At 47.5% G+C, this 20,871-nt stretch carries 18 protein-coding genes and 2 tRNA genes; 10 read left to right on the top strand and 10 right to left on the bottom strand.

The annotated features are described in order from the left end of the window. Positions 1-29: 29 nt before the first annotated feature. The 3 genes from CBI30_RS07570 to CBI30_RS07580 all read right to left on the bottom strand — a co-directional run bounded on the left by CBI30_RS07570 (position 30) and on the right by CBI30_RS07580 (position 3,401). A complete protein-coding gene (locus CBI30_RS07570) occupies positions 30-467 on the bottom strand; it encodes a hypothetical protein (RefSeq protein ID WP_088527708.1) in 438 nt (145 codons plus the stop codon). Beyond that, positions 448-855, bottom strand: a complete 408-nt coding sequence (locus CBI30_RS07575; protein ID WP_088527797.1) for a surface-adhesin E family protein — start codon at positions 853-855, stop codon at positions 448-450. The genes CBI30_RS07570 and CBI30_RS07575 overlap by 20 nt, the downstream gene beginning before the upstream one ends. An 80-nt stretch (positions 856-935) precedes the next feature. Then, positions 936-3,401: a penicillin acylase family protein gene (locus CBI30_RS07580; protein ID WP_088527709.1), complete on the bottom strand. Its 2,466-nt coding sequence runs from the start codon at positions 3,399-3,401 to the stop codon at positions 936-938. Positions 3,402-3,534: 133 nt separating this feature from the next. Between CBI30_RS07580 and CBI30_RS07585 the strand changes: the two genes are divergently transcribed. Both CBI30_RS07585 and CBI30_RS07590 read left to right on the top strand, forming a co-directional pair. Then, a tRNA-Leu gene (locus CBI30_RS07585) sits at positions 3,535-3,622 on the top strand. A 141-nt stretch (positions 3,623-3,763) separates the two neighbouring features. Further along, entirely contained in the window at positions 3,764-4,090 is a 327-nt protein-coding gene (locus tag CBI30_RS07590) for a hypothetical protein (RefSeq protein ID WP_206075608.1), read from the top strand. Here the strand turns inward: CBI30_RS07590 and CBI30_RS07595 are convergent. From CBI30_RS07595 to CBI30_RS07615, 5 genes are read right to left on the bottom strand one after another with little or no spacing between them, the layout of a single operon-like run. After that, positions 4,087-4,500: an ExbD/TolR family protein gene (locus tag CBI30_RS07595; protein WP_088527710.1), complete on the bottom strand. Its 414-nt coding sequence runs from the start codon at positions 4,498-4,500 to the stop codon at positions 4,087-4,089. The genes CBI30_RS07590 and CBI30_RS07595 overlap by 4 nt on opposite strands. A 2-nt stretch (positions 4,501-4,502) precedes the next feature. Next, positions 4,503-5,195 (bottom strand): MotA/TolQ/ExbB proton channel family protein, encoded by a 693-nt coding sequence (locus tag CBI30_RS07600; protein ID WP_088527711.1) that lies wholly within the window; start codon positions 5,193-5,195, stop codon positions 4,503-4,505. Between the two features lie 5 nt (positions 5,196-5,200). Next, on the bottom strand, positions 5,201-5,893 hold the full coding sequence (locus CBI30_RS07605) for an energy transducer TonB (RefSeq protein WP_088527712.1): 693 nt from the start codon (positions 5,891-5,893) through the stop codon (positions 5,201-5,203). Beyond that, on the bottom strand, positions 5,890-6,699 hold the full coding sequence (gene murI, locus CBI30_RS07610; RefSeq protein ID WP_088527713.1) for a glutamate racemase: 810 nt from the start codon (positions 6,697-6,699) through the stop codon (positions 5,890-5,892). The genes CBI30_RS07605 and murI overlap by 4 nt, the downstream gene beginning before the upstream one ends. Positions 6,700-6,740: 41 nt before the next feature. Then, the gene (locus CBI30_RS07615; RefSeq protein ID WP_088527714.1) at positions 6,741-8,264 is read right to left on the bottom strand and encodes a fumarate hydratase; all 1,524 of its coding nucleotides are present in this window, start codon (positions 8,262-8,264) and stop codon (positions 6,741-6,743) included. A 167-nt stretch (positions 8,265-8,431) separates the two neighbouring features. Here CBI30_RS07615 and acs point away from each other — a divergent pair, with 167 nt between their 5' ends. The 8 genes from acs (at position 8,432) to nadB (ending at position 18,837) form a co-directional block, all read left to right on the top strand. Beyond that, a complete protein-coding gene (acs, locus tag CBI30_RS07620) occupies positions 8,432-10,405 on the top strand; it encodes an acetate--CoA ligase (protein ID WP_088527715.1) in 1,974 nt (657 codons plus the stop codon). 59 nt (positions 10,406-10,464) lie between these two features. After that, positions 10,465-10,555: transfer RNA gene (locus tag CBI30_RS07625), tRNA-Ser, on the top strand. 233 nt (positions 10,556-10,788) lie between these two features. Beyond that, positions 10,789-11,361 carry a phasin family protein gene (locus tag CBI30_RS07630; protein WP_088527716.1) on the top strand — a complete coding sequence of 191 codons (573 nt, stop codon included), beginning with the start codon at positions 10,789-10,791 and terminating at the stop codon, positions 11,359-11,361. A 98-nt stretch (positions 11,362-11,459) separates the two neighbouring features. After that, a complete protein-coding gene (locus CBI30_RS07635; protein WP_088527717.1) occupies positions 11,460-11,762 on the top strand; it encodes a YciI family protein in 303 nt (100 codons plus the stop codon). Between the two features lie 125 nt (positions 11,763-11,887). Continuing rightward, positions 11,888-12,112 carry a hypothetical protein gene (locus CBI30_RS07640; protein ID WP_088527718.1) on the top strand — a complete coding sequence of 75 codons (225 nt, stop codon included), beginning with the start codon at positions 11,888-11,890 and terminating at the stop codon, positions 12,110-12,112. Between the two features lie 217 nt (positions 12,113-12,329). Further along, entirely contained in the window at positions 12,330-14,144 is a 1,815-nt protein-coding gene (locus CBI30_RS07645; RefSeq protein WP_088527719.1) for an NAD(P)H-dependent oxidoreductase subunit E, read from the top strand. A 41-nt stretch (positions 14,145-14,185) separates the two neighbouring features. Beyond that, entirely contained in the window at positions 14,186-17,080 is a 2,895-nt protein-coding gene (gene fdhF, locus CBI30_RS07650) for a formate dehydrogenase subunit alpha (RefSeq protein ID WP_088527720.1), read from the top strand. A gap of 95 nt (positions 17,081-17,175) precedes the next feature. After that, positions 17,176-18,837, top strand: a complete 1,662-nt coding sequence (gene nadB, locus CBI30_RS07655; RefSeq protein ID WP_088527799.1) for an L-aspartate oxidase — start codon at positions 17,176-17,178, stop codon at positions 18,835-18,837. An 18-nt stretch (positions 18,838-18,855) separates the two neighbouring features. Here nadB and nadC read toward each other — a convergent pair whose 3' ends face one another. After that, complete coding sequence (gene nadC / locus CBI30_RS07660) at positions 18,856-19,713, bottom strand: carboxylating nicotinate-nucleotide diphosphorylase (protein ID WP_088527721.1); 858 nt, start codon at positions 19,711-19,713, stop codon at positions 18,856-18,858. Positions 19,714-19,725: 12 nt separating this feature from the next. Continuing rightward, positions 19,726-20,844 (bottom strand): quinolinate synthase NadA, encoded by a 1,119-nt coding sequence (gene nadA, locus CBI30_RS07665; RefSeq protein ID WP_088527722.1) that lies wholly within the window; start codon positions 20,842-20,844, stop codon positions 19,726-19,728. Positions 20,845-20,871 lie beyond the last annotated feature (27 nt).

Genomic DNA, 20,871 nt, shown 5'->3' on the forward strand with positions numbered 1-20,871 from the left:
GGTTTAAAAAGGAAGCTTCAGCCCGCCGATTATTGCTGGGCTTTGGGTGCCGCGATATCGGCTGGACCCAGATAGGATTCACTCATATCTTTTACTGTAGGCAGGGGGATATCCACGCAAATGGGTTTTGGTCCTAATGCATTCAGAAAGTTGCAATCTTGCTTGGTGGCCGCCGAGGCAGCATGCTCTAGGGGTGATTTTCCGGTTGTTGCAGTAGAGATCGCGCTGGCTGCAGTTGTGGGGTTGGCTACGGCTACTGAGACAGCTGCAGTGCCTGCAGTGCTAGCTACGGTAGTGGCTGAGCTTCCCAATGCTAGCAATGGCGCAGCACATCCACTCAGATTGAAGCAAAGAGCTAGACCACCCAGGGCTATGCTCACATAAAACAAAAAAGCAGACCAGCCTGATGGGCTTGATCTGCTCAAAGAGATCGTCAAGGCGATGTGTTTATTTGCGTTGGCAAACAACGTTAAAGACTCCAGCTGCCCAAGATTCGCTTACAACTGGCTCGAATTCACTTTTTGGGGTTTTGTTGTCAGATACCACTTTGCCAGAACCCTTATTGCCAGAGAACTCTTTGTATTCAATCGGGCGGTAGCTGATGGCGGGGCAGTTGTATTCATTAATGCCGATGATCGAGTTAACTGGCTCCTTTGTTTTTGGATTCACGCCAGGCTTTTTAAAATCTAACATCGATAGGATTTGCGCTTTTTCACCAGAATCACTAATAGTGTCCAGATCCACATAAACCACCATGACCTCATTTGCCCCCAGCTCTTTCCAGGCGGCAAAGCTATTAGAGAGTGGCAACAGGGAGAGGGCGGTAAAGATAGTGAGTGCGTGTATTTTTTTCATAATAGGGAGCATGTAATTATTGTCATTAAAGTGGATTTTGCCCTACTGGGGCTTGCATGAGTCATTTTAAACTCCTCGGCTTATTTTTCCTTAATATTTAGATCCAGCTGCCGGTTTACTTTCCCAGGCTTCATTTGCAGGGGGAGATATTCATTTTGAGCCCAAAGTGCACTCATATTCCGGTAGAGCTTGCTCTGAACCCAGCCTGATTGCCCAGTTTGATAAATAAAGAGGGATTGCTCTAAATCCGAAAGATCGTAGAGCGCGCGTAGGCTAGCTGCTTGCTTCGTCTCAAAGGGATTATCGGCTCTGAGGAGTTCAAGTCTTCCCACATTAATCGTGAAGCTATCCCCCGGAAATGGCTGCGTCAAATTAAAGAGACTTCCCAGTAAGGGGGCTTTGCTAAGAGGGCGATGTTCTGAGACCGCAATATGCGCACTACCCCAGGTCCAATTTTTAGGGTTGCCACCCCACTGCGCACTCAGTTGCTCTAGCGCTTTATCCAATGCGGCATTGGAAGCATCGGCACAGCTCTCGATCTGTTCGGTTTGATGGTTATTGCACCATGGGCTACTGGGGTTTTGTACCTGCAGTGTTAAGGCTTGTCTGAACTCGCGTGGACCATAATTTTCTGTGAACAGGTAGCTCAAACGAGAAAAGAGTGTGCGTGTGAGTTGATCAGCCCAAGCATTAAAAATGAGTGCGCCAGTACTGTCTACTTTCATATCGCCATCAAAGTTTCTGATGACTTCGGAGGTTTGCTGAGCTAAGGGATGTTTTGATTGAGCAGATTTAAATAAGTCCAATAATGGGGTAGCACCCAAAGAGACGGTGTCAGCCTGCATCGATTTCATAGAAGCAAGATCATGGCTCGATTTGCCTTTAATTAACTCCACGATTCTGTTGTAACGAGTTGGTAGCTCCCAGTCGCCCGTTAATGGATTGGGATCGTTACTGGCTACTAATTTTTGATTGGCTGTAGCAATCCAGTTGGAGTCTGGGTTATTGCTACTGGGCAATTGCTCGAAAGGCACATAGCCAGTCCAGTCATATTGCTTCTCCCAGCCTAGTGCTGGCGCTACTCCATAAAGACCTTGATGTAAGGTGCGCTTAGGTGCAATGCCCGCCGTCTGAAAGGAAATATTCCCTTCCACGTCGGCCATCACTACGTTTTGCATTGGCGCATAGTTCTTGCGAAGCGCCTGCTTGAAGCTGTCTAAATCTTTGGCGTGATTCATATCTAGCAGACCTGCGACAGATTGATTTTCAACATCTAAGGCAGTCCAGCGCAGTGCTAAGACAAAGCGATCCGTATCAATTGCTCTTTTAGCGCGTGCATATGACTCCGAAATCACTGGGCCATGTCGTGTTTCTTTGACTAAAAAACGTAGCGGTGGCTCACCTTTGATGTCGATGATTTCTTGGCGAACTTTAAAGGGGAGCGGGCCCTCCGGACCGCGATAGACATCTGGTTTTTTAGGGTCTAGTTGTTCAATATATAAATCCTGTACATCTGGTCCGGTATTCGTGAAGCTCCAGGCAAACTTGTCGGTCCTACCTAAAACTACTGCTGGAATACCGGGAAGGGTGGCGCCAATGACATTGAGGCCTGGCGCCTCTAAGTGGGCCATATACCAAATAGCAGGGGCAGATAGACCCAGGTGAGGATCGTTTGCAAGCAAGGGCTTACCAGATGCCGTCAGCTTGCCATTGAGCGCCCAATTATTGGAGCCGATACCGTCTTTTCCGCCCAGCAATTCGTCGACAGCTAATTCAGTTGCGGGAAGCTTCTTGGATTTTTGATCCCTCGCCAGTGGGTTTGGATTGAAGACATTGATGTCGCGATACAGTTTGGCAAAGTCGATATTGCTCACGGGCTCACCTGGCGTATAAGCCGGCATTACTTCCCACACTTGCTTAGTCGTTAAAAATTGCGACAACTCAAGGCGCTGTAATTCTTTCTGCCAATTTCCCCCAAGATCCAAGGCCATCATCAGCATCCATGCAACGCTGTCAGTCGGCGACCAATGCCCTGGTTTGGATCCTGTTAAAAAATATTCAACAGGAAGCGCCCAGCCCAAGTGCGCATTCCCAGCATTGACGCCATCTGCATAGGATTGAAGTAATCGTTTGGTAGCAATAGGGTAGCGGTCGAATTGTTTTTCAGCGGCATGCTTAATGCCTAGCGTACGAATAAAGCGATCGATCGAGACCGTTTCTTTTCCTAGGATTTCAGAGAGTCTGCCACTCGCTAGTCGACGATTTACTTCCATTTGCCAGGAGCGTTCACTAGCATGCAAGTAGCCCAAAGCAAACAGCGCATCACTGGAACTCTTTGCCTGAATATGGGGTATATCGCTCTCGTCAAAAGTAATGGCAACGGAGTCGCCCAAACTTTTGATTACCCGCTTCCCAGAAGGATAGGTATGAGCTGAGATGAGGTAGATTATTCCGGCGGCGATGCCCAAGACAAGGGCTGCAGAACCAAGCCAAAAGATGCCCTTAAAGAGGGTTTTAAGACCTGAGCCTGGAGTGGAAATTTTCATGGGAATAGTTTAGTGGGTTTACCCCAATTTCAGCCGAACCCAGATGAAAACAGGCTTCCCGTCACCAATAGGGCTTGCATGCTAAAATTTTGCTTGTCTTGATTTATTTAGTACGACTTTATTGCTCGTGCGAGCCCGAATGGTGAAATCGGTAGACACAAGGGATTTAAAATCCCTCGCCCTAAACAGGCGTGCCAGTTCGATTCTGGCTTCGGGCACCAATCGATTGATTCTAGACATCCTTGAAATATCTCCATATTCTTTTTCTATTTCTTTGTGCTGCCCCTGCTCTAGCGGCAGAGCCTCTTATTTTTCATTGTGAGCGCACGGAGAAGAACTACACCGAAGTCTACGAATTAAAAATGAACTCTGCTTCCAAAACGCAAAAGGCTAAAGTCTTTATTGATGGCCGGGATTTGGATCGGTCGGATGAGTTGGGTCGCCAATCCATTAAAAATGTACTGATTACTGAGGCGACCGTTTTGATTTCCATGGAGGCATACTTTGCTCCAGAGCGTTTCGATGGGGTTCAGTATGGAGTGGGGTCGGTAGTCACCGTGACTACGATTAATCGTTCAAGCGGCCAGCTCAGAAAATCCGAAACTATTCAAGGCGGAATTCTCTCTGCTACAGTGGGCGAAGGAACAAAGAGTTACCAAGAGCAATGCACCGCCCTTGCAAAGCCTTAATTAGGTTCCGTTACAAATCCCAACTTAGTTAAGCCGGCACGACGTGATGCAGCCAATACTTGAGCAACGTATTCATATTTAACGGACTTATCCGCACGCAAATTAATTTCTGGTTGCGGTTCTTTCTGAGCTGCTTTTTCTGCATAGCCATCAAACGTCTTTAAATCAATCGGCGTGCTATTCCAAAAAATTTGACCTTTAGCATCAATCGACAGCTGAACGGATTCAGGTTTAACTTCATTGCGTACGCTATTGGCTTTGGGGAGCTCAACCTTGACGGCCTGCTGTATCACTGGCAGGGTAATGATAAAAATAATCAAGAGCACCAACATAACGTCCACCATCGGAGTCATGTTGATTTCCGCCATGATGGCGTCCTCGTTCTGATCGTTTTGTAGATGGAAGGACATATTTATTCTCCGGACTTCACGCGAGCGCCAGTCACAAAGTAAGCGAGAAGATCATTGCCAAAGCGATTGAGATCGGCAACTAGTAATTTATTGGCGCGATTAATGGCGTTAAAGCCCAGCACTGCTGGAATTGCGACAGCTAAACCTAGGGCGGTCATGATGAGTGCCTCACCAATCGGACCGGCAACTTGATCAATTTGCGCGCTGCCGGAGCTACTGATCGCAATCAAGGCATGATAAATACCCCAAACCGTTCCGAACAATCCAATAAATGGAGCAGTTGCGCCTGTAGAGCCAAGGAAGGTGAGCCCTTTTTGAAGTTGCGCTGCAACACCATCAATATTGTTCTTCAAGCTTCTGGCCATCCACTCGGAGTAGTTGAGTGTTTGCAAGAGTTCGCGATGATTGGTAGATTGACTCTGATGGTGAGTAGATGCAACACTCGCCGCTGTAGCAATCTGATAGTAAGGATTGTTCGCATGGTTAGTGAACACGTTCAGACCTTGGTCATAGGATGTAGCGCGCCAAAATTGATCTATCTGTGGGATCAGTTTGCGTAGATTACGCAAATCCCAAAAGCGAGCAAGTAGGATGACCCAAGTCACGATGGAGCAGGTGAGTAGGGCGAGTGCTACAAAGCGAGTGATGGCATCGCCTTCAAGCCACAAATTTGCTAAGCCAAATGGTGTATTCATAATGATTAATTCTTTAAATTAAATTTAATTAAAAGGTTGGTGGATATTCTAGCGGGAGCGCCATTGACTAAAAACGGTTTAAAGCGATAACGACGACCAATCTCACTGGCTGCTCGATCTAGTCGTGGAAATGAGCTAGAGCGCAACAAGGCTACATCTTCAACGCTTCCTGATTCATCAATAATCAATCTGACGACCACTTCACCTTGCTCTCCAGAGCGCTTGGAGAACGAGGGGTAGTAGGCATCCGCATCGGGTTGATATACGACGACCAGTTTACCAATATCGGTTTGAATTGGTGTGCCGCTAGACCCTGATGTGGTTGCGGGTGCAACTGTGGCATTGGGCGCCTGGGATTCGCTTTTAGATTGGGGCGCTGGCGGCGTTGGAGCCTGCTGTTGGGTTTGAGGTGGGGTTGGTGCTTGAGTAGACTTCTCATCTACGGTTTTCTTCTGCTGCTCTTGCTTTGGTTTTGGTGGTGGCGCGGCTGGCGCTGCTTGAGGCTGCTTGGCGGCTTCGGGACTCACTAAATTGGCCATCACCCGCGTATCGTCGAGATTATTCTCGTTATCTGGCTTCATGCCACTCTGAAAGCCAATTAAAAAAAGAAGGTGCAAGGCAATGACGATGCCGATGATGATGCGTTCGGTTTTATCGAAAGGCAGGCGAGCACTCATTTGAGTTAAGAAATTACTCATCTAAAGGCGCTCACTAACTGAGATTCAATGTGGTGGGAACTCAGATCGGATTGAATTAATTCTTGCGCCATTTGATGCAAGGTGTCTGCATCTTTGCTGCTAATCAATCGAATGGAGCCGCACTTGCTGTCATCGAGGTGCTTGCCTTGCGTTTCCAATTTTCGCTTCAGTTGTCGTACTACCGCTTCGCTGGTATCTATGAGGTTAATGGAGTCACCCAGAAGCTTGCGAATCGCTTTTCTCAAAAAAGGGTAATGTGTACATCCAAGAACCAGGGTATCGGCCCCCGCATCCTGAATAGGCTCAAGATGTTGGGCAAGCAACTCTAGCGTTTCTTCGCTGTTGGCTTGGCCTGCCTCAATCAAGGAAACCAAACCAGCGCCTGCTTGTTTAATAAATTGACAGTCATTCGGTAGTGTTGCGAGTAAGGCATTGAACTTATCGCTTTTGAGCGTGGCCTCAGTGGCAAGGACACCCACGATACCATTGGTCGATTGCATGGCTGCAGGTTTAATGCCGGGCTCTACGCCAATAATCGGAATGTGATGAAGTTCAGTGCGAATATGCGCTATCGCTTGGGCGGTAGCGGTATTGCAGGCCACCATGATTGCATCGCAACCTTGAGCTGCTAGATACTGGCAGAGCTCCATGCTGCGGGAGGCAATCCACTCACTCGATTTTTCTCCATATGGCGCATTAATGGAGTCAGCCAAATAAATATAGTCATGCTCGGGAAGCTGGCGCAGAGCCTCATCCAAAATGGATAAGCCTCCAACGCCAGAATCAAATACTCCGATGAGTGCCAAGTAAGAGTCGCTTAACTAGATATCGCTATTGAGATTTTGCTTTAAACAATCGTGACGGGAATGCCGCCAATCTTGGCTTGCCATTCTTTTGGGCCAGTCTCATGCATTGAGATGCCAGCAGAGCTCACGGCTACGGTAACCGGCATATCCTTGACATCGAATTCATAAATAGCTTCCATGCCTAAGTCAGCAAAGCCAACCACTTTGGCTGTCTGAATTGCTTTGGATACTAAGTAAGCGGCACCACCAACAGCCATCAAATAAGCAGATTTATGTTTTTTGATTGCCTCAATTGCAGTAGGCCCACGTTCCGCTTTACCAATCATCGAGATTAGGCCTGTCTGTGACAGCATCATTTCTGTGAACTTATCCATCCGAGTCGATGTTGTTGGGCCTGCTGGACCAACTGCCTCGTTACCCACTGGGTCCACTGGGCCCACGTAATAGATCACGCGATTCTTAAAACTGACAGGCAGCTCTTCGCCTTTGGCGAGCATGTCTTGGATGCGTTTATGTGCGGCATCGCGACCGGTCAAGATCTTGCCATTGAGAAGGAGTGTTTCGCCTTCTTTCCAGCCAGCAACTTCTTCGGCTGTCAGGGTATCTAAGTTCACGCGCTTGGATTTTTTGGTATCTGGAGTCCAGGTGACATCTGGCCAATCAGATAATGAAGGTGCCTCGAGTTTTGCTGGACCATCACCATGGAGATGGAAATGCACATGGCGAGTGGCCGCACAGTTTGGAATCATTGCCACTGGCAAGGATGCTGCATGAGTTGGATAGTCCATGATCTTGATATCGAGAACGGTGGTTAAACCACCTAGACCTTGGGCGCCGATACCCAGCTTATTGACCTTGTCGAAAATCTCTAGACGCAGTTCTTCAATGCGGTTTTGTGGGCCACGAGCAATTAACTCTTGAATATCTACAGGGCCCATTAAAGACTCTTTGGCCATCAGCATGGCTTTTTCTGGGGTTCCACCAATACCGATACCCAAAATGCCAGGAGGGCACCAGCCCGCACCCATGGTGGGTACAGTTTTGAGGACCCAGTCTACGATGGAGTCGGATGGGTTAAGCATGGCCATCTTGGCTTTGTTCTCAGAGCCACCGCCTTTGGCGGCACAAATGACTTCAACATCGTCACCTGGAACAATTTCGTAATGAATAACGGCAGGGGTGTTATCACCCGTATTTTTGCGTTTACCTGCTGGATCGGTCAAAACCGAAGCGCGTAGCGGGTTATCTGGGTTCATGTAAGCCCGGCGAACACCTTCATTCACCATCTCGGTGACGCTCATGGTGGCATCGCCCCACTGGACATTCATACCGATTTTCAGAAAAACGACCGCAATGCCCGTGTCCTGACAAAGAGGGCGATGACCTTCTGCGCACATGCGGCTGTTCGTCAAAATCTGAGCGATCGCATCCTTTGCAGCGGCACCCTGTTCTAGCTCATAAGCCTTACCCATAGCGGAGATGAAATCCTTAGGGTGGTAATAAGAGATGAACTGAAATGCGTCAGCAACGCTTTGAATAAGATCGTTTTGTTTGATATTTGTCATAGTTTTGAACTTAATTAAGTAAGGTTTTTTCTATTTTAAGGGTTTGCCATAGAGCAAATCTAGCGTGTTTTCACTTATCTTATTAGCTCTTGGAGATGCGTTTCCCTGATTCTGCGTTATTTTCGCAGAAAAAGACGACTGATTATTGAATAGAAGGGCTGTGAAGCATGGAACCATTAATGCAAGAAAACCGCGTATTTAACCCGCCCGCAGATTTTGTTAAGGGGGCTGCTATTCCAGGAATGGAAGCTTATTACAAGCTCTGTGCTGAAGCTGAGAATGATTACGACGGTTTTTGGGGGCGTCTTGCAAAAGAAAACATGTTTTGGAAAAAGCCTTTTACTAAAGTGCTCGATGAATCTAAAGCGCCTTTTTATAAATGGTTTGAAGATGGCACAACGAATGCCTCCTATAACTGTTTAGATCGTCAGATCGAAAATGGTCTTGGTGACAAGACTGCGATTATTTTTGAAGCAGACGATGGCACTGTTACTAAAGTAACTTATCAAGAACTGCTTGAGCGCGTTTGCAAAATGTCAAATGCACTGCGAAAAATGGGCATCAAGTCTGGTGACCGCGTCATTATTTATATGGCAATGACCATTGAAGGCATTGTTGCTATGCAAGCCTGTGCCCGTATCGGCGCAATCCACTCTGTAGTGTTTGGTGGCTTTTCAGCTCAAGCCTTGCGAGATCGAATTATTGACGTAGGTGCCATTGCAGTGATTACTGCTGATGGACAGTTCCGCGGTGGCAAATCATTGCCATTAAAAGCGATTTGCGATGAAGCTCTTTTAACTGGCGAATGCGGCAATGTAAAGCATGTCATCGTGAGCAAGCGTACTGGTATTGATGTCACCATGACCGCAGGTCGTGATGTGTGGATGCAAGAAATTGCTGCCAATGAAGCTACTGCTTGCGAACCAGAGTGGGTCAGCGCTGAGCACCCACTGTTTATTCTTTATACATCTGGCTCAACAGGTAAGCCAAAAGGCGTACAACACTCTACTGGTGGTTACCTCTTGTGGGCAATCCTCACAATGAAGTGGACCTTTGACATTAAGCCAAGCGATGTGTTCTGGTGTACTGCCGACATCGGCTGGGTAACAGGTCACTCCTACATTACATATGGCCCGCTCGCCGTTGGCGCCACAGAGATCGTGTTTGAAGGTGTTCCAACTTATCCTAATGCTGGACGTTTCTGGGACATGATCCAAAAACACAAAGCAACGATTTTCTACACTGCACCAACTGCTATTCGTTCTTTGATCAAAGCATCAAGCAATGATGAGGCGATTCATCCAAAGAGCTATGACCTATCTTCATTGCGTCTCTTGGGTTCAGTAGGCGAACCAATTAATCCTGAAGCATGGATGTGGTACTACGAGAATGTCGGTGGCTCACGTTGCCCAGTTGCAGATACCTTCTGGCAAACAGAAACTGGTGGCCATATGATTTCACCATTGCCGGGTGCAACACCAATGATTCCAGGTTCTTGCACATTGCCATTGCCAGGCATCATGGCGGCGATTGTGGATGAAGCGGGTGCAGATGTGCCAAATGGTCAAGGCGGTATCTTGGTTGTGAAGCGTCCATGGCCTTCCATGATTCGTACGATCTGGAATGATCCTGATCGTTTCGTGAAGTCGTATTTCCCAGAAGAGTTGGGTGGTACTTTGTATCTGGCTGGTGACGGCGCAATCCGCAACAAAGATACTGGTTACTTCACCATTACCGGTCGTATCGATGACGTGTTGAACGTTTCCGGTCACCGTATGGGAACGATGGAAATCGAATCTTGCTTAGTTGCTAACCCATTGGTTGCTGAGGCTGCAGTAGTTGGTCGTCCTGACGATATGACTGGTGAAGCTATTTGCGTATTCGTGGTTCTGAAGGGTGGTCGCCCAACAGGTGATGAAGCCAAGAAGATTGCGACTGAGTTGCGTAACTGGGTCGGTAAGGAGATCGGTCCGATTGCTAAACCGAAGGATGTGCGTTTCGGTGATAACTTACCTAAAACCCGTTCCGGCAAGATCATGCGCCGCTTGCTGCGCGTAATTGCAAAAGGTGAAGAAGTTACTCAAGATACTTCAACCCTTGAGAATCCAGCGATTTTGGATCAGCTCAAAGAGTCTGTTTAAGCTCTCTATAAGGATTTGAGGCAAAGCCCTTTCGGCAAACGTATAATCAACGGTTGTACGGAAGGGTGGATGAGCGGTTTAAGTCACACGCCTGGAAAGCGTGCGTAGGTTTATAGCCTACCGCGGGTTCGAATCCCGCCTCTTCCGCCAGTAGTTTGAAACCACCTTCGGGTGGTTTTTTCATGGTTTTTTGCTTAAATTTGTCTCAATTTAGCACTGAAATGCATGCTATCGTGGGGCACAACCCCCTGTTTTTAATCAAAAAATGGGGTTTTCTATATTTTTGTTGCATTGCCGCAAATAATTCTTGCAGTGCAATAAAAAACTTTTTACAATAGTGCATCGCAATAAATTTTATCCACTTAAAAAGTTAGGAAAACATCATGTTCCAGAATCAATTAAACGACCAACTCTCACAAGCTCAAACTAAAGCTGTTGAAAACGCAAAGTATTTGGCACAAGTTGCTGTTGAAAGCGCGCAAGAATTAGCTGAAATCAACCAAGCTGCTGCTAAAGATGCTTTAGTTGCTGCTCAAGAAGCTAGCGCTCAATTGTTGGCAATCAAAGATCCACAGCAATTGACTCAATTGGCTCAATCAGAAGCTGCTCAAGAAGTTGCTAAATATGCTGCTGCTTACCAAGCTAAAGTAAACAAAGTTGTGCGTAACGGCAACAAAGAAGTAGCTCAAGTAGTTGACGCTTCTATTGATGACACACGTGCTGAAATGCTTAAGTTTGTTAAAGAAGCTACTAAGACAGCTCCTGCTGGTTCTGAGGCATTTGTATCTGCATTCAAAACTGCATTTGAAACTTCACTCCAACAGTTTGACCAAGTTCGCGCTACAGCAACTGATGCTTTCGCAAACTTTGAGAAAAGTGTTGACGCTGCATTGGCTAACGTTCAAGGCCAATATGTAGTTGCTAAGCCAGCTGCAAAAAGCCGCAAAGCTGCTTAATTAGCCTTTACTGCTTTAGACGAGAAACCACCTTCGGGTGGTTTTTCACTTTCTGGTTGCCGTAATATCTCTGTACTAAAACAAAAACGGAGATAAATATGATCTTTGCAATCTTACTAATGGATCGTCCTGGTACAGCGGAGTTGCGTATTCAAGTTCGCCCAGAACATCGCGCCTATTTAGGGCAACAGGCTGATCGCATGGCTTTTGCGGGACCTTTGACATCGGAAGATGGCAAGACAACTGTCGGTAGCTTGTTGGTAATGGACTTCCCAAGCAGTGCAGACGTAGAGGCCTGGTTATCTGACGAGCCATTCACCAAGGCGGGTGTTTATGAAAAGCCCATCATTCATGTATTTACCAATAGTTGGCCGCAGAAGGTCGGGTTTCCGCCGGCATAAGGCGATATACATTCACGGCGAGATGTTTTTGTTTGGACTCCAGGGTCTGCTTTGTGGTGAAAAATAATCTCAACTTTGCCGGTTGCGTTGTCTAGTGCAGGGTCAGAATCAAGTAGACTTGAGGTATGAATTCAACTACATTGCGCCCCTTAGCTATTCTTGCTGTTACTGCCACTTTTGCCTTATCTGGCTGTGGCTCAATTGAGTCTGCAGCCCAAGATGATTGCACCTCTATTGGCTGGCAGATTGGCAGCAAGGGCTATCAGGATTGCTTTAAGGCTAGGGTCTATGAGCGTAAGTTGGATTATTCACTCCCGCCGGGCGATAAACCTTCTCCATCCGTGATCTAAATTTAGGGTTTACCCTTAGATTCATTCACTTGAGCGCCGTCAAGGACTTGGGGGCAGAAATAACCCAAAATCATTTAAGATTTTGGGAATTTCCTATATAAAGCGAAATAAAGCATTTCTGCTTATTCAGGCATTCTCAATTTAAGTATTCGGCAACATTTAACTAGATAAAAAAATAGCAGCAATCATTGCGACTAGAAATTAGAGACTACATACTATGAATCACCCAAAACCCTCTGGAGAAATCAAGGCTGTTGCGGTAGCAACTGCAGATGATTTAAGGGAAACCATTCGTCGCAAAAGTAAGTTGAAGGGTCGTCAAGCCGATGATGTTTCATTGGCAGAGGTTCGTCAACTTGTTGGCGCAGCTGTACATCGCCGTGATTTGCTGATTGAAAATTTACACAAACTCAATGATGAGTACCGTGCTTTGCATGATCGTCATTTGGTTGCTTTGGCAAAAGAAATGAATTTGCCGATGGCTGAAGTCTATGAAGTAGCAACCTTCTATCACCACTTTGAAGTGGTACGCGGTAATGATCCGGTAGCAGATATCACTGTACGTGTGTGCGATGGTATCGCCTGTGAATTGGCTGGTGCGCAAAACTTATTAGCCAAATTGCCAGCGATCTTAGGTAACCCCAATGTCAAAGTAATTGCAGCTCCCTGTGTAGGTCGCTGTGAGCAAGCTCCGGTGGCTGTAGTGCACCAGTACCCCGTTTTATTTGCAACTACCGATAAAGTTGCTGCAGCAGTCAAAAACAATCTGACTACTCAGCCAGCGGCTAAAGATAGCGCTAACTTTGATCCAGCGGCTTTGGCTGAAAAAGGCATATCTCCTCAGGGCGAAAATCAGGCGGTCTCACCTGATTATGTTGGCTACGAGTCCTATTGTGCTCAGGGTGGTTACGCCTTGGCAAAAGAAATTGTTGAAGGTAACAAAGCAAATTCGCGCGATGCAGAAAGCATCATCAAGATTATGGAAAGCTCCGGTCTTCGCGGCTTGGGCGGTGCAGGCTTTCCGGCAGGGCGTAAGTGGCGCATTGTGAAGGATCAAGTGGCTCCGAAGTTGATGGCAGTGAACATTGACGAAGGTGAGCCAGGCACATTCAAAGACCGTACTTATTTGGAGCGTGATCCCCATCGTTTCTTAGAGGGTTTATTGATTGCTGCCAATGTAGTCGGCATTGATGCTTGCTACATCTATTTGCGCGATGAGTATCACGGCTGCCGTGAATTACTCGAAACAGAGTTGGCCAAGCTTAAAGCCAACCCCCCATTTAAATTACCTTCGATTGAATTGCGTCGGGGGGCTGGTGCTTACATCTGCGGCGAAGAGTCCGCGATGATTGAAAGTATCGAAGGCAAGCGTGGTGAGCCACGCATGCGCCCTCCGTACATTGCGCAAGTAGGTTTGTTTGGCCGACCAACCCTCGAGCACAACTTTGAAACTCTCTATTGGGTGCGCGATATTGTTCAGCGCGGTCCAGAATGGTTTAGCTCGTTTGGCCGTCATGATCGCAAAGGCTTGCGTAGTTTTAGCGTCAGCGGACGCGTCAAAAATCCTGGTGTGAAGTTGGCCCCAGCGGGTATCACTATTCAAGAATTGATTGATGAGTACTGTGGCGGCATGCAAGATGGCCACAAGTTCTATGGCTATCTTCCTGGTGGCGCATCAGGCGGCATCTTGCCAGCGACGATGAACGACATTCCACTCGACTTTGATACCTTACAGCCCTATGGTTGCTTCATTGGTTCGGCTGCGGTGATGGTGTTCGGGGACAAAGACAAGGCCCGTGATATGGCTTTGAACGTGATGCACTTTTTTGAACATGAGAGTTGTGGTCAGTGCACACCATGCCGTGTCGGTACAGGTAAAGCAGCTAAGTTAATGCTGGCTCAATCTTGGGATCAAGAAATCTTAGAAGATTTGGCTACTGTGATGGTGGATGCCTCCATCTGTGGTCTAGGCCAAGCAGCACCAAACCCGATTCGCTGTATTCATAAATATTTCCCGAATGAAGTTGCATAAGGCAGTTGCTTAATAAGAGATCAGGAAAAGACGAGACCAATATGAATGCACCAGTAAATCCTAAAGAACTTGAATTACAAACAGTTGAGTTCAAGTTAGACGGACAAACCATCGTTTCTTACGAAGGTGAAACTATTCTCAAGGCTGCTAAGCGCCACGGTATTGATATTCCACACCTATGCTTCAAAGATGGCTATCGTCCTGACGGTAATTGTCGCGCATGCGTAGTAGAGATCAATGGTGAGCGTACCTTGGCGCCGAGCTGCTGTAGAAGCGCCACACCTGGCATGGAAGTCAAAGCCAATAGTGAGCGTGCCCTCAAGAGTCAAAAACTGGTACTCGAGATGTTGTTATCCGATATGCCTGATGAAGGATTTAAGTGGGTGGGCGACAGCAAGGAAGAAGAGCAACAAAATCAGCACGGTGAACTGAGTACTTGGGCAGCTCGTATGGATGTGACCGTACGCCCAGAACTCAAAGCCTTGCGCCGTGAAAAAGTGACAAGTGACATCTCCCATCCCGCAATGGCGGTGAACTTAGATGCCTGTATTCAATGTAATCGTTGTGTGCGCGCTTGTCGTGAAGAGCAAGTCAATGATGTGATTGGCTACGCAATGCGAGGTGGTCATAGTGAGATCGTATTTGACCTAAATGACCCCATGGGTGACAGTACTTGCGTGGCTTGCGGAGAGTGTGTGCAAGCTTGTCCGACTGGTGCTTTGATGCCTAAGGGCTTGATTGGCTCGCAAACCGTTGATCGCAAGGTTGACTCTGTTTGCCCATTCTGCGGAGTAGGTTGCCAGATCACTTACAACGTCAAAGATGAAAAGATTGTCAGTGTTGATGGTCGCGATGGCCCAGCCAATCACAATCGTCTCTGCGTTAAAGGCCGTTTTGGTATGGACTATATCCATAACCCACAGCGCTTAACTAAGCCACTCATTCGTAAGGCGGGCGTTGCTAAAGATGAGTCCTTATTAGAAGGTAAGCAAGACTGGTCTGAGATCTTCCGCGAAGCAACCTGGGAAGAGGCTTTAGAGGCTGCAGGTGGCGGCCTGAAGAAGCTCAAAGATCAATACGGCAATAAAGTATTGGCTGGCTTTGGCTCTGCAAAAGGCAGTAACGAAGAAGCTTACTTGTTCCAAAAACTCGTACGCACTGGTTTTGGTAGTAATAACGTTGACCATTGCACGCGCCTTTGCCATGCGTCATCTGTTGCTGCGTTATTAGAGGGCGTAGGATCTGGTGCAGTTAGCAATCAGGTGAATGACGTTGAGCACTCTAGCTTAATTATGTTGATTGGATCGAATCCAACTGCCAACCATCCCGTTGCTGCGACTTGGTTTAAAAACGCCGCTAAACGTGGCGCGAAAATTGTATTGTGCGATCCTCGCATGACAGAGATCAGCAAGCATGCCTGGCGTACGATGCAGTTCAAGCCAGATACCGATGTGGCTATGCTCAATGCAATGATCTATACGATCATTGAAGAGGGATTAGTTGATCAAGATTTCATCAACAATCGCTCCAATAATTTTGAAGCACTTCAAGAAAATATCAAAGGCTATAGTCCGGAAACAATGGCACCACTCTGCGGTATTCCGGCAGAGACTTTGCGTGAAGTAGCGCGCGAGTTTGCTACCACTAAATCAGCGATGATTTTGTGGGGTATGGGTATAAGTCAACACGTTCACGGTACGGATAACGCACGCTGCTTAATTGCCTTAGTGAGTATTACTGGCCAAATTGGTAAGCCAGGTTCTGGTTTGCATCCTTTGCGCGGACAGAACAACGTGCAGGGCGCTAGTGATGCTGGCTTAATTCCAATGATGTTCCCGAACTATCAACGTGTAGATAATCCAGAAGCACATGCGTGGTTTGAGAAATTCTGGGATACCCCGTTAGATAAAAAGCCTGGCTATACCGTGGTGGAGATCATGCACAAGATCACTGCGCCAGATAGCGATCCAGATAAGATTCGCGGTATGTATATCGAAGGTGAGAACCCAGCGATGAGTGACCCCGATTTGAATCATGCTCGTCATGCCTTGGCATCTTTAGATCTTTTGGTTGTCCAAGATATCTTCATGACCGAGACGGCTTTGTTGGCTGATGTCGTATTGCCAGCTAGTGCATGGCCAGAGAAGGTCGGTACAGCAAGCAATACTGACCGTATGGTGCAGATGGGTAAGAAGGCAATCAATCCGCCTGGAGATGCTAAGCCTGATCTGTGGATTATTCAGCAGATTGCTAAGCGTATGGGCCTCAACTGGGATTACCAAGGCGCTGATGATGGTGTTGCTTTAGTCTATGACGAGATGCGTCAAGCAATGCATGCAGCCATTAACGGTATTACTTGGGAGCGTCTTGAAAAAGAATCTAGCGTGACTTACCCGTGTTTGTCCGCAGAAGATCCAGGTCGCCCGATCGTATTTGATGATCATTTTGCAACAGCGGATGGTAGGGTCAAACTGGTTCCAGCTGACATCATTCCGGCGAATGAGCGTCCTGATGCTGAGTACCCATTTGTGCTGATTACGGGTCGTCAGTTAGAGCACTGGCATACCGGCAGTATGACGCGCCGTGCAACCGTATTAGATGCGATTGAGCCAATGGCAACAGTGTCCATGAATGGCGAGGACATGACCCAGCTAGGCGTTTCTGCTGGCGATGTGATCACTGTTCAATCTCGTCGAGGCGAGGTAGGTATTCATGTGCGTAGAGATGATGGCACCCCGCGTGGCGTGATCTTTATTCCGTTTGCCTACTATGAGGCGGCAGCGAACTTAATTACTAACTCTGCCTTGGATCCATTTGGCAAGATTCCGGAATTTAAGTACTGCGCCGTCAAACTTGCCAAAGGCGGTCGGGCCGCTCCAGTGATGGGGTACGGCACCAATGACCCTCAGCGGCAGAAGCCTGTAGCTACCTTATAAGTTGCTCAGTAAAACAACAAAGCTCCCTTATCGGGGGCTTTGTTGTTTTGGCTCTTAGAAAATGCCTAAAAATGGATTGCCCTTTAGAATTGAGCATGGCTAGTTCAAAACCCCAAACCTCACAATCTGAAACCAAAGCAGAATTACCCGTCCTCATTATTGGAGCGGGCTTAGCAGGCCTAACCGTAGCTCTACACATGGCGGAAACCCAGCCAGTGATTGTGATGGCTAAGCGTGGATTGGGTGAGGCTGCTACCGCATGGGCGCAAGGCGGTATTGTGGGAGTGGTCGATAAAGAGCGCGATAGTATTGATTCCCATGTCAATGACACGCTAGAAGCTGGCGCAGGTCTCGTAGTGGAATCTACCGCTCGATATATTGCGGAAGAAAGTGCTGAAGCCATTCGCTGGTTAGTTGAGCAGGGTGTTCCTTTTACTGCTGATGAAACTGGACCTATGGGTTTGCACCTCACACGAGAGGGCGGCCATAGTCAGCGCCGGATTGCGCACGTTGCCGACGCAACTGGCAAGGCGATTCATGAAGTGCTTTTAGATAAAGCTCGGGCCCATAAAAATATTCAATTACTAGAGCATTGGATTGCTTTAGATCTCATTACCAATCGCCATTTAGATGTGAAGACGCAGCGCACTAAACCTAATCGTTGTTATGGTGTTTATGCGCTCGATATTAAAAATAATCGAGTAGAAACGATTGAGGCTAAATCAGTAGTATTGGCTACTGGTGGTGTGGGTAAGGTCTACCGATATACCAGTAACCCCGATACCGCCACAGGCGATGGCATTGCCATGGCATGGCGGGCAGGATGCCGCGTCGGTAATATGGAATTTATTCAGTTTCATCCTACGTGCTTATATCACCCAAGCGATCGCACCTTCCTGATTACTGAGGCTATACGTGGTGAGGGTGGCTTATTGAAGTTGCCTGATGGCATGCGTTTCATGCCAGAGCATGATGAGCGTAATGAACTTGCCCCACGCGATATCGTTGCTAGAGCTATCGACTTTGAGATGAAGAAGCATGGTCTTGATTATGTTCATTTGGATGCAACGCATTTAGGTGAAGCCTTTATCAAAGAACATTTTCCGATGATCTATGCGCGTTGTCTGACGCTTGGCCTAGACATTACTAAAGATCCTATTCCCGTAGTGCCTGCAGCACATTACACCTGTGGTGGTGTTGTGACGGACCTCAAGGGGCGTACTGATTTAGCAGGCTTGTATGCTGTTGGTGAGGCAACCTACACCGGTTTGCATGGCGCTAATCGCTTAGCAAGTAATTCCTTATTGGAGTGCATTGTCATTGGCAAAGCTGCTGCTGCTGATATTTCACAACTGAAAACGCCTACCCTGCCAAAACTTCCTTTATGGGATGAGAGTCAGGTAGAAGATGCGGATGAACAAGTGGTGATTGCGCACAACTGGGATGAGTTACGTTCTTTGATGTGGAACTATGTTGGTATTGTGAGAACTAATCGACGTCTAGAGCGCGCATTACACCGGATTAAGTTATTGCGATATGAGGTTCAGGAGTATTACGCTAACTTTAAAGTGACGCGTGACTTGATTGAATTGCGTAATTTGCTAGAGTGTGCAGAACTCATTGTGAGATCAGCCTTGATGCGTAGAGAGAGCAGGGGATTGCATTACAGTCGCGATTACCCAGGCACTTGGGCAGTCTCTTATCCGACTATTCTGACACCCCAAGCAGAGGGGAATTCTGAAGGCGCTAAAACTTAACTCAGAAGTGATTGGGGTTTAGGGAACTATTCTCATTGAGAAATCGACTGCATTAATGTCTTTAGTTAGCTTGCCTAGTGAAATGCGATCAACGCCAGTGGCAGCAATGGCACGCATCTGATCTAAATCGATGCCGCCAGAAGCTTCTAGTAAAGCGCGGCCATTGGTGAAAGCTACAGCTTCTTTCATTTGCTCGGTGGTGAAGTTGTCAATCAAGATGCTCTTTGCACCAGCATCCAAAGCTTCTTTCAATTCAGAAAAGTTTTCCACTTCTACCTGAATATCCACTCCAGAATTTAAGGCCTGCGCAGCCTTAACCGCTGCAGCAACACCGCCTGCAGCAGCAATATGATTCTCTTTAATCAAAATGCCATGCCATAGTGCAAGACGTTGGTTCTGGCCGCCACCCACACGCACTGCGTATTTTTGAGCTTGACGTAATCCCGGAATAGTTTTGCGTGTATCGAGCACAGCGCAACCTTTAGGGTTAGGACTTGCCCCTGCAATCGCATCGACATGTTGACGAGCAATACTGGCCGTCCAAGACAGGGTTTGTAAGAAGTTGATACAGGGCCGTTCCGCTGAGAGAAGGGCGCGTGAGTCTGCCTCAATATCGCAGACCTTGGTATTGGGCTTCATCAAGCCACCCTCTGGGTAATGCCAGGTGACTTTAGCTGTGGGATCTAATTTTTTTAGGGCGCCTTCAAACCAGTCTACCCCACACAGCACAGCCTCTTGGCGCACGATCAGTTGCGCATGAACATGTTTACTGGGAACAAGTTGCGCAGTCCAATCGCACCTGCCAATATCTTCCATCAGCGCATCATGAATATTGCGTTGACGAGCTTGCTCTAAGGTTTCGTTGTAATCAAACATATTTTTTGTTAATTAAGCTACGCCAATATTCTTTACAAAGCCATGTTGGGCTTTTGCAAGAAGGTCGGGATGATTCTTGGTGAAGTCGAGCATACGTTCAATGCAGCCTAAGGCTTTGACTCGAACATCTTCCTCAATGAGAATTTCACCAGAGGCATTCTCAAGGCAATCTAGAATACCTTGTAAGCCATTCATGGCCATCCAGGGGCAGTGTGCGCAGCTCTTGCAGGTCGCGCTATTGCCAGCCGTAGGCGCTTCGATCAATACTTTATTAGGCGCTAATTGGCGCATGCGATGCAAGATGCCATTATCAGTCGCCACAATGTATTCGGTAGCGGTGCCTTCAACAACAGCCTTGATCATGGCAGAAGTTGAGCCCACAACATCGGCAAGATCAACCACTGCTTGTGGAGACTCGGGGTGAACCAACACCATGGCATTGGGATGTGCGCCCATCAACATTTCTAATTCAACGGCCTTGAATTCATCATGAACGATACAAGCACCATTCCATAACAGCATGTCTGCGCCGGTCTGCTCTTGTATGTAACGACCTAAGTGCCGATCCGGTGCCCACAGAATTTTTTTACCTTCGACTTTGAGTTGATGCACGATGGCTAGTGCACACGAACTGGTCACCATCCAATCGGCTTGGGCCTTAACGGCAGCACTTGTGTTGGCATAAACAACGACAGTGCGATCAGGGTGTAGCGCTCTAAATGCGGCAAAGTCAGTAGCGTCGCAACCTAAATCTAAAGAGCAGGTGGCATCTAGATCTGGCATAAACACACGCTTCTCAGGGCTCAGAATCTTGGCAGATTCGCCCATAAAGCGAACACCAGCAACAATCAGATTTTTGGCGGAGTGGTTTTTACCAAAGCGCGCCATCTCTAAGGAGTCGGCAACAAAGCCGCCGGTCTCCATTGCCAGGTCTTGAATATCGCCATCTACATAGTAGTGGGCCACCAAGGCAGCATCCCTCTCAATCAAAAGTTGCTTAATGCGAGTAATCACAGCAGCTTTTGCGGCGCCGTGAAGTTGAGGAGGGGTCTTGGCCCAAGCTTGGGCGGTGCAGGTTACTCCAGCTGCATTCTGATGAGGGTAGTCGTAGGCGGTAGTTCTTGAGGTCATGCGTAATTTTATCTCTATTGAACTAAT

This window comes from Polynucleobacter aenigmaticus (genome assembly GCF_002206635.1).
In the GTDB taxonomy this organism is placed as follows: domain Bacteria; phylum Pseudomonadota; class Gammaproteobacteria; order Burkholderiales; family Burkholderiaceae; genus Polynucleobacter; species Polynucleobacter aenigmaticus.

Coding starts and splice junctions, on each gene's coding strand:
- CBI30_RS07575 (WP_088527797.1), bottom strand. CDS start 855: ATGAAAAAAATACACGCACTCACTATCTTTACCGCCCTCTCCCTGTTG.
- CBI30_RS07580 (WP_088527709.1), bottom strand. CDS start 3,401: ATGAAAATTTCCACTCCAGGCTCAGGTCTTAAAACCCTCTTTAAGGGC.
- CBI30_RS07590 (WP_206075608.1), top strand. CDS start 3,764: ATGAACTCTGCTTCCAAAACGCAAAAGGCTAAAGTCTTTATTGATGGC.
- CBI30_RS07595 (WP_088527710.1), bottom strand. CDS start 4,500: ATGTCCTTCCATCTACAAAACGATCAGAACGAGGACGCCATCATGGCG.
- CBI30_RS07600 (WP_088527711.1), bottom strand. CDS start 5,195: ATGAATACACCATTTGGCTTAGCAAATTTGTGGCTTGAAGGCGATGCC.
- CBI30_RS07605 (WP_088527712.1), bottom strand. CDS start 5,893: ATGAGTAATTTCTTAACTCAAATGAGTGCTCGCCTGCCTTTCGATAAA.
- CBI30_RS07615 (WP_088527714.1), bottom strand. CDS start 8,264: ATGACAAATATCAAACAAAACGATCTTATTCAAAGCGTTGCTGACGCA.
- acs (WP_088527715.1), top strand. CDS start 8,432: ATGGAACCATTAATGCAAGAAAACCGCGTATTTAACCCGCCCGCAGAT.
- CBI30_RS07630 (WP_088527716.1), top strand. CDS start 10,789: ATGTTCCAGAATCAATTAAACGACCAACTCTCACAAGCTCAAACTAAA.
- CBI30_RS07635 (WP_088527717.1), top strand. CDS start 11,460: ATGATCTTTGCAATCTTACTAATGGATCGTCCTGGTACAGCGGAGTTG.
- CBI30_RS07640 (WP_088527718.1), top strand. CDS start 11,888: ATGAATTCAACTACATTGCGCCCCTTAGCTATTCTTGCTGTTACTGCC.
- CBI30_RS07645 (WP_088527719.1), top strand. CDS start 12,330: ATGAATCACCCAAAACCCTCTGGAGAAATCAAGGCTGTTGCGGTAGCA.
- fdhF (WP_088527720.1), top strand. CDS start 14,186: ATGAATGCACCAGTAAATCCTAAAGAACTTGAATTACAAACAGTTGAG.
- nadB (WP_088527799.1), top strand. CDS start 17,176: ATGGCTAGTTCAAAACCCCAAACCTCACAATCTGAAACCAAAGCAGAA.
- nadC (WP_088527721.1), bottom strand. CDS start 19,713: ATGTTTGATTACAACGAAACCTTAGAGCAAGCTCGTCAACGCAATATT.
- nadA (WP_088527722.1), bottom strand. CDS start 20,844: ATGACCTCAAGAACTACCGCCTACGACTACCCTCATCAGAATGCAGCT.